7 protein-coding genes are annotated in these 7,176 nt (G+C 40.7%); all 7 read right to left on the bottom strand.

Annotated features, from left to right (window positions below; all coding sequences use genetic code 11):
• Window positions 1-7: 7 nt before the first annotated feature.
• The 7 genes from QA601_08785 to thiS all read right to left on the bottom strand — a co-directional run bounded on the left by QA601_08785 (window position 8) and on the right by thiS (window position 6,828).
• Window positions 8-973: an inorganic phosphate transporter gene (locus QA601_08785; protein MDG5815172.1), complete on the bottom strand. Its 966-nt coding sequence runs from the start codon at window positions 971-973 to the stop codon at window positions 8-10.
• On the bottom strand, window positions 974-1,693 hold the full coding sequence (locus QA601_08790) for a phosphoadenylyl-sulfate reductase (protein ID MDG5815173.1): 720 nt from the start codon (window positions 1,691-1,693) through the stop codon (window positions 974-976).
• A gap of 81 nt (window positions 1,694-1,774) precedes the next feature.
• The gene (locus QA601_08795; GenBank protein MDG5815174.1) at window positions 1,775-4,120 is read right to left on the bottom strand and encodes a sulfurtransferase TusA family protein; all 2,346 of its coding nucleotides are present in this window, start codon (window positions 4,118-4,120) and stop codon (window positions 1,775-1,777) included.
• 39 nt (window positions 4,121-4,159) lie between these two features.
• A complete protein-coding gene (locus tag QA601_08800; GenBank protein MDG5815175.1) occupies window positions 4,160-4,573 on the bottom strand; it encodes a M67 family metallopeptidase in 414 nt (137 codons plus the stop codon).
• Between the two features lie 10 nt (window positions 4,574-4,583).
• Window positions 4,584-5,393 carry a molybdopterin-synthase adenylyltransferase MoeB gene (gene moeB, locus QA601_08805; protein MDG5815176.1) on the bottom strand — a complete coding sequence of 270 codons (810 nt, stop codon included), beginning with the start codon at window positions 5,391-5,393 and terminating at the stop codon, window positions 4,584-4,586.
• Entirely contained in the window at window positions 5,390-6,625 is a 1,236-nt protein-coding gene (locus QA601_08810) for an aminotransferase class I/II-fold pyridoxal phosphate-dependent enzyme (protein ID MDG5815177.1), read from the bottom strand. Before QA601_08810 ends, moeB begins: the two co-directional genes overlap by 4 nt.
• A complete protein-coding gene (thiS, locus tag QA601_08815; protein MDG5815178.1) occupies window positions 6,622-6,828 on the bottom strand; it encodes a sulfur carrier protein ThiS in 207 nt (68 codons plus the stop codon). Before thiS ends, QA601_08810 begins: the two co-directional genes overlap by 4 nt.
• Between the last annotated feature and the right edge of the window lie 348 nt (window positions 6,829-7,176).

Genomic DNA, 7,176 nt, shown 5'->3' on the forward strand with positions numbered 1-7,176 from the left:
TTCCTTTTCATCGTATTAAAAGGTGGTGAAGAGACCAGCTGATTACAACAGCAACAACAGGTACAATAAGCCACACTGAAAAGATTCTTAAAACTATTTTTTTTCCCGATGTTTGCCTGAATCCGTCTTTTACCATACATATTGCAAGTACAGAAAAGGTAGTAAATTGCACATAGGGCGCGGGAAGACCAAGCATAGATGCTATAATAACAAAATTTGATGTTACTAAGGATATGATACTAGCAGAGATCTCACCCAAGGGTATAATGTTTTTAGAAAGAGTATCAATATTTCCCTTACCCATGGTTAGGGCTCCAATACCAAACATTAATGAAAATAACACAAAAAGAAATGGTACATTTAAAGCCGTTCCAATGATAAATATCGGTGCGATCACATTTGCCACATTGTTTGTTCCAATTGCAAAACCTGAATAACAATCGGTAAAAAGTATTAATTTTTTTATAAGTTTGTTATTTGAACAAACCTTTTCATGCAAATGCATATTTTTACTGGTCAGAGGATAAAATCGTTTTATTATTATATAGGTGGCGATGAATGATAATGCTGAAAATACAATCGCAAAAATCACAATTTCGAGTAACTTTTGGTAATTAACATTTTCATAATACAAACCAGCCCCGATAAAAGCACTGACCATAATAAAGCTTGTTGATTGTGGAACTTTTAATATATTTGCAGCAAACATCGTGATTACAGCGCTTGAAAGTATCACTACACCAGACACCGGGTTGGTGATTTGATCTACCAGCCTTGTGCTCAATGTTTCCACAACTCTTGGCCCTACAAGAACAGCACCCAATACAACAAAACCGAAAAAAAGCGCTACAGCCTTATTCCTTTTTATAATACCGGAGCCATATGAAGGTGTAAAAGCGATTGAAAATCCGCTTGCCCCCATATTTATAGCAAGAAAAACAGAAATTGAAAAGTAGACTAAAGTAAGCCCCACTTATTTGCCCCTTTTATGCAAGCCACATTCTTTGTGTTCCGGCTCTTCCCACCACCATCGCCCTGCTCGTATATCATCAGTTGAGTCAATCGCTCTTGTACAAGGAGCACAACCAATACTCCTAAACCCTTTATCCTGAAGTGAACTATATGGTATATCATTCTGGCGCACATATTCCCATACATCAGATTCCGTCCATTCGTACAGAGGATTTATTTTTATCAATCCATGATTACTATCCCACTCTACAACATCTATTGCACTCCTTGTCACAGCCTGCTCTCGTCTTAAACCACATATCCATACATCGGCGGTGGAAAGAACTCGTGCAAGTGGCTTTAATTTACGCACCTCACAACATCTTTTGCGAAGCTCCACACTTTTGTAAAAAGGATTTGGCCCATACTCATTTATCAGCTCTTCGAGTTCACTGCATTCAGGGGCATAGGTTTCGTACCTGAACCCATACCTCTCCATTGAACGCCCCATCGTAGCATAGGTTTCCTCAAAAAGTCTTCCGGTATCCAGAGTAAATATTCTTGCTTCCCTGCTGTGAGCAAGAAGCATATGAGTCAATACCTGATCCTCAACACTCAAACTTGAAGCAAGCACAACTTTTTGAGATGTAAATTCATTCAAAACCTGACTAACTACTTCCTGAGCGGTTTTGTTTACTAGCTTTGATCTCAACTCATCTATATTTTCTTTTGTGATCTGCATTCGTCTGTGCCTCTGTTAAATGTTTTCCTATGCTTTTTTACCTTAAAAAACAAATCCCACTATTATTAATAATTACCACATCTATTTTTTCTTTATAACAACTTTCCAGTAATTATCCAGTTTTTGCTGATCAACAATTTCATGTCCCTCTGCAGAAACCGAGCGGGGTACATTTTCTATTGGTGACCCTTCATCGAGTAATACCGAAAGTATCTGACCACTCTTAAGAGCAGAAAGTGCAAGCTTGGTTTTTACGAAATTCATCGGACATGCGACCCCTCTGAAATCCTTCTGCAAATCGGTAGAACTATTATCGTTCTTTTGTGATAACTGTTCATTTTCTTGCACCGGGGTTTTGAACTGAAGTGAATTGTCCATTCCTTCATACAGTTTCTCGACCGCCTCAGACAAGTCAAAAACGTTTTGTTTTAAATTTGTAAAATCGTCTATTTTACTTTCCCGGCCTGCTTTTACAACAGTACTAAATTTTACTTCTATCAAGTCTTCGTCAATAAAATGTTCTTTAAACCTGGCAAAAACATCACTTTCATTGAAGGCTTCTACTCCCTTAGTTATCAGTAACATTCTTGAACTTAGAAGTGCCAGAGTATATAAATCCAATGGTTTTACTGCATCATCTTTTTCGATTTTTAAGCGTAGCTGTTTGATCTTTTCGAGATCTATGTCTATAAGATCAAATAAACCAGCAGAACACTCTCCGTTTCCCTTGCCTGCAAGCGAAAAGATTTCCGTATCACCCCAATCGCGGTAATACGCTTTATTTTCGCTAAAAGGTGGAATGTCTCCCAGTTTATCACATTTGTGCCTTATTAAGTCATTTCCCTCTGATTTCAAATAAGTCGCAAATGTGTCATACTTTTGCTTTTTGGTACTATAATCAGCAATAATTTCCTCAACAAGCTCAGGTAAATCATGTGCACTTATCTCATCGATTTTCTCTGCAAGTTTAAGACTATTGTTTTCAGTAACTTCAGTTCCACCAACTATTGCATAGACAGGATAACTGTGTTGGCCGTTTCTGCCAACTTTGCCGTAAAATCCCAAATCTGCAATTACATGCTGTCCGCAGCTGTTTGAGCATCCTGACAAATGCATTTTTACATCAGCAACACTGTCTATATCAGCATCACCGCTTTGAAGCCACTCCATAACCTCACTTAAAGCCGCCCTTGATCTGCAAATACCCAACTGGCAGGTTGAAGCTCCTGCGCAGGCAATACTATTTCCTGCTAAAACGGCAGTATCTGTCAGCGATGAAACCCTACGTGATAACCTGTAGATTGTTTCAAGTTGAGACTGGGGCATATGACGCAACATTATATTCTGGTCACCAGAAAATCTTATCACGCTTTCCCCAAACGGAATCAGATAATCGGCAAGTTTTTTTGCTTTCTCTGCGTGAATCATACCATGTTTAAGAGGTATTCTAACTGAATAGTACCAATTCTGTTTCTGAGCGCCAACATGACGAGATTTCCAAAGCTCATAACCCTTGGATTTACTGCTGCTGTTTTCGGATAGTACTCTTTTAGGCTCATAAGAAAAACTCTGAACCGATAGTTTACCGATACCTTCACTCAGCAACTGTTCTCTTTCCTGCAAATAACTCTGAATAAAATTGTCTTTTCCTAAAGTTTTCCATAAAAAACGTAACCGTGCAGCATGTTTATTCTTTCTGTTACCATATTTGGAGAACACTCTTTTTATTGCTTCTGTGACTATTACTATGTCATCGGCTTTTACAAAGTCGTGAAGCAAATGTCCCGTTGCTGATTTACGGCCCATTCCACCCGCGACAAAAACCTGAAACCCTTTTTCTCCATTTTTAATCTTCGCAATGAAACCCAAATCATTAATTAATGCACTTACAGCATCTTTATCTGACCCCACAAGTGCTATTTTGTACTTGCGTGGAAGGAGCCATGAGTCACTACGTTTAGTTATTGCCGAAGTCAAAGCTACAGCATAGGGGGTAACATCAAATACCTCACCACTGTCGATACCGGCATTCCAGGGTGCAATAACATTACGAACAGTATTACCACCACCACCTCTTGTAGACAGCCCAATACTCCTAAGCTCCCTCACTATCGCTATGAGATCATCAAGTACTACATCATGAATCTGTATCTCCTGACGCGTAGTGACATGAAGCAAACCTGAAGCATACTTCAGAGCTATCAGGCTTACCCCTCTTAGCTGTGAAGGTGTAATGACTCCTGCTGCACAGCGTATGCGTACCATATATGTTCCTCTGCGCCTTTGTTCATATATCCCAAAGGGTACCCGTCGGGCCTTAAGTTCTCCTTCAGTTATATCCCCGCTGCTGAACTTTTTTATAAGCAGTTCAAGCTCTTCAATTTCTTCATCCAGTGAATCTGGTATTGTATAGCTGAGCTTTGACATATTTTACGCCTCAATATCTCTTTTCAATTTGATAATCTACTACTCATTTACGGTATCAGGAACAATTTCGATTTCTTCTGTTTTTACATCACCCTTAACTATTATGAACGATTTAATCACTGGAGCTTTATCAGCCAGGGAGACTATTACATAACTCAGATTAGGATCATATGCAAGCCTGATATCCTCCTGTGATGGTCTTGCGGGCGTTTGCGGGTGACTATGATATACCGCTCGCAGTTTCATTCCCTTCGATCTGATATGTCGAACAGTCTCAAACTGTTCCTTTGGATCCAATGAATAATGCTCCGAAGAGGCATCAGTATTGGTCAACGGAAAAGCGAGTGTGACAATACCATTTTTCTCTGCCAGATAACCGCAAGCCTCAACAGGTGCATCCTTCCTTGAATGCTCTATGAGTGAATCGTAAACACTTGGTTCTATCGTTAACATTGTTATCCTCTTATTTTTTTAAATCACACGCTGGTTGTTCTTCATCAACAAGTTCTGAAATTGTGGGGTTTTCACCGCACACAGGGCAAGTATTTCTTCTTTTAAGGGATACTTTCCTGAAATCCATTCCCAAAGCATCGAATGTCAGTAACTTATCGGTAAGGGGTTCTCCTGCCCCGGTTATAAACTTCAATGTTTCTGCTGCCTGAATAGTCCCAAGCATACCTGCAATCGCCCCCAATACCCCCGCCTGTGAACAGGTAGGCACTGCATCTTTAGGAGGAGGTGCAGAAAAGACACATCGGTAACAGGCAGATTTACCCGGCAGCACAGTCATAGTCTGTCCTGTAAATCTTAGTATACCGCCATGAGAAAAAGGTTTTCCTTCCATAACACAAGCATCGTTTATAAGAAATTTTGATGCAAAACTGTCGGTTCCATCTACCACAAAATCATAATCCCGTATTATTTCCCTAATATTATGGGAAAAGGCAAATTCTTTATAGGTTATCACCTTTACATCAGGATTAAGCGCATGTACCTTATCCTGTGCAGAGCGTACCTTAGCATTTCCCACATCGGCAGTAAAATGAATTACCTGACGCTGCAGATTGGAAAGGTCCACAGTATCCCCATCAACTACCCCCAGTGTCCCTACACCTGCAGCAGCCAGATAAAGTGTTGCCGGTGCTCCAAGACCACCAGCACCTATAACCAATACTTTAGCCCCGAGTATCTTCTCCTGTCCCTCTATCCCTACATCCTTGAGAAGTATGTGGCGACTGTAACGCTCTAGCTGCTCTTCAGTAAAATCTATCATAGTTTCTCCAACCCCTGTTTAAGATCATCAATTATATCCTGTACATCCTCAATGCCTACCGAGAGTCTGATCATCCTGTCATTTACCAACATCTCTTCCCTCTCTTTTGCGTTGTAATCACAGAAGATTGTGGAAGCAGGGTGCAAAATAAGTGTTTTATTATCGTTTAGATTTGTAGCCCTTTTTATCATCTTCAGACTGTCCATCAAGTTAAAACACTCCTCTTTACTGCTGAGCTCAAATGTCAGCAAACCTCCAAAGCGTTTACCAAACTGCGCCAGAGCCGTAGCATGAAAAGGCGAAGAAGTAAGCCCCGAATAATTTACATGCAAAATTTGTAAAGAGCTCTCCAGAAACGTTGCAACTTCTAAAGCATTGGTACACGATTTCTCCATGCGCAAGGCAAGCGTCTCAAGCCCGAGGCTTTGAAGCCAGGCGTTATGGGGCGCTAAACACGAACCGAGATTTCTATGTATTTCCCTTCTTAAGCGCGTGGCAAATGCAGCCGGCCCAACCTTCAATGCATCATCTGCCACAGCAGGATGTTGTTTCCAGTTAAAGGTACCGTTATCTATAATCAATCCACCGGTGGAAGTTGCTCCACCTGACATATATTTTGTGCTCGATATGATTTCCACTGCCACCCCCGCCTCTTTAGATCTGAAGATGTAGGGGGTTGATAGCGTACCATCAAGAACAACCGGTACATTTTTCTGCTTTGCCACTCTGCATATTTCGCTAATATCTGCAACTTCCATTTGAGGATTAGAAATTATCTCCAGAAAAACCATTCTCGTTTTATCATCAATCACTCCTTCTAAAGAGGATGGGTCGGCCATACTTGCCTTGCGCACTTCTAAGCCCCACCGTTTTAGCGTACTCTCAAAAAGTGATGTAGTGTTTCCAAAAAGGTAGGGTGAAGTGACAATATTTGACCCTGATTCACAAAGGGCTAAAACCGTTTCGGTTATTGCAGCCATACCTGAAGCCACAGCAACAACTGCAAAACTTCCTGTAAGCAATCTCACCTTCTGCTCAAACTCCTCTACCGTAGGATTAGTTATCCTGGTATAGGAATGAGAGGGCTTTCTCCCGGTAAATGCAAGCTCCAGCTCACGAGAGCTACCAACTTCAAAAGCGGCACTATCATAAACCGGAAAACGCAACGCACCGTGAACATCCCGTTTAAAGGGTGGTTGACCATGAATAGCCCTGGAAGCAAAGCCTCTCACCTGCCGCCCCCCATAAAGTACAAAAAGTCTACTTCATCACCCTCTTTTACCATAGTTGATGAAAAGTTCTCTCGGTCAAGAAATTCACCATTGAGCTGAACAGAAACCATATCAGGCATCTCCACATCGAGAGTTTTAAGTAGCTGTGTGATTGAAAGCGGTGTATCCAGTGAAGTGGATTCGCCGTTAACTGAAATTTTCATTGCCCCTCCATCTGCTTTATGTTGATCAATTTGATCAAGTTTAGTTTAAAACAAAAGGCCATTTCTCATGAGCGACATGTCCAAATGACCACAAAACACCTGTTGTTTACTGTTTTGATCAACTTTATATATTTAATATATCTAATTTGACCAAGAAAGTCAACATTAAAGGCGTTTTGTCCAAAAAAACTGCAAAAAAGGTTTAAAACGCTAAATGCTTCTGCTGGTAATCTTGGATTCCTGTCTATGGAACGATAATTTACCACAGTCGCCCGGGATCTAACCATCCTGTTTTGCTTGGAACATACCCTGTTTTGCTTGGAACATACCCTGTTTTGCTTGGAACAT

Source organism: Chitinispirillales bacterium ANBcel5 (genome assembly GCA_029688955.1).
Classification (GTDB): Bacteria; Fibrobacterota; Chitinivibrionia; order Chitinivibrionales; family Chitinispirillaceae; genus Cellulosispirillum; species Cellulosispirillum alkaliphilum.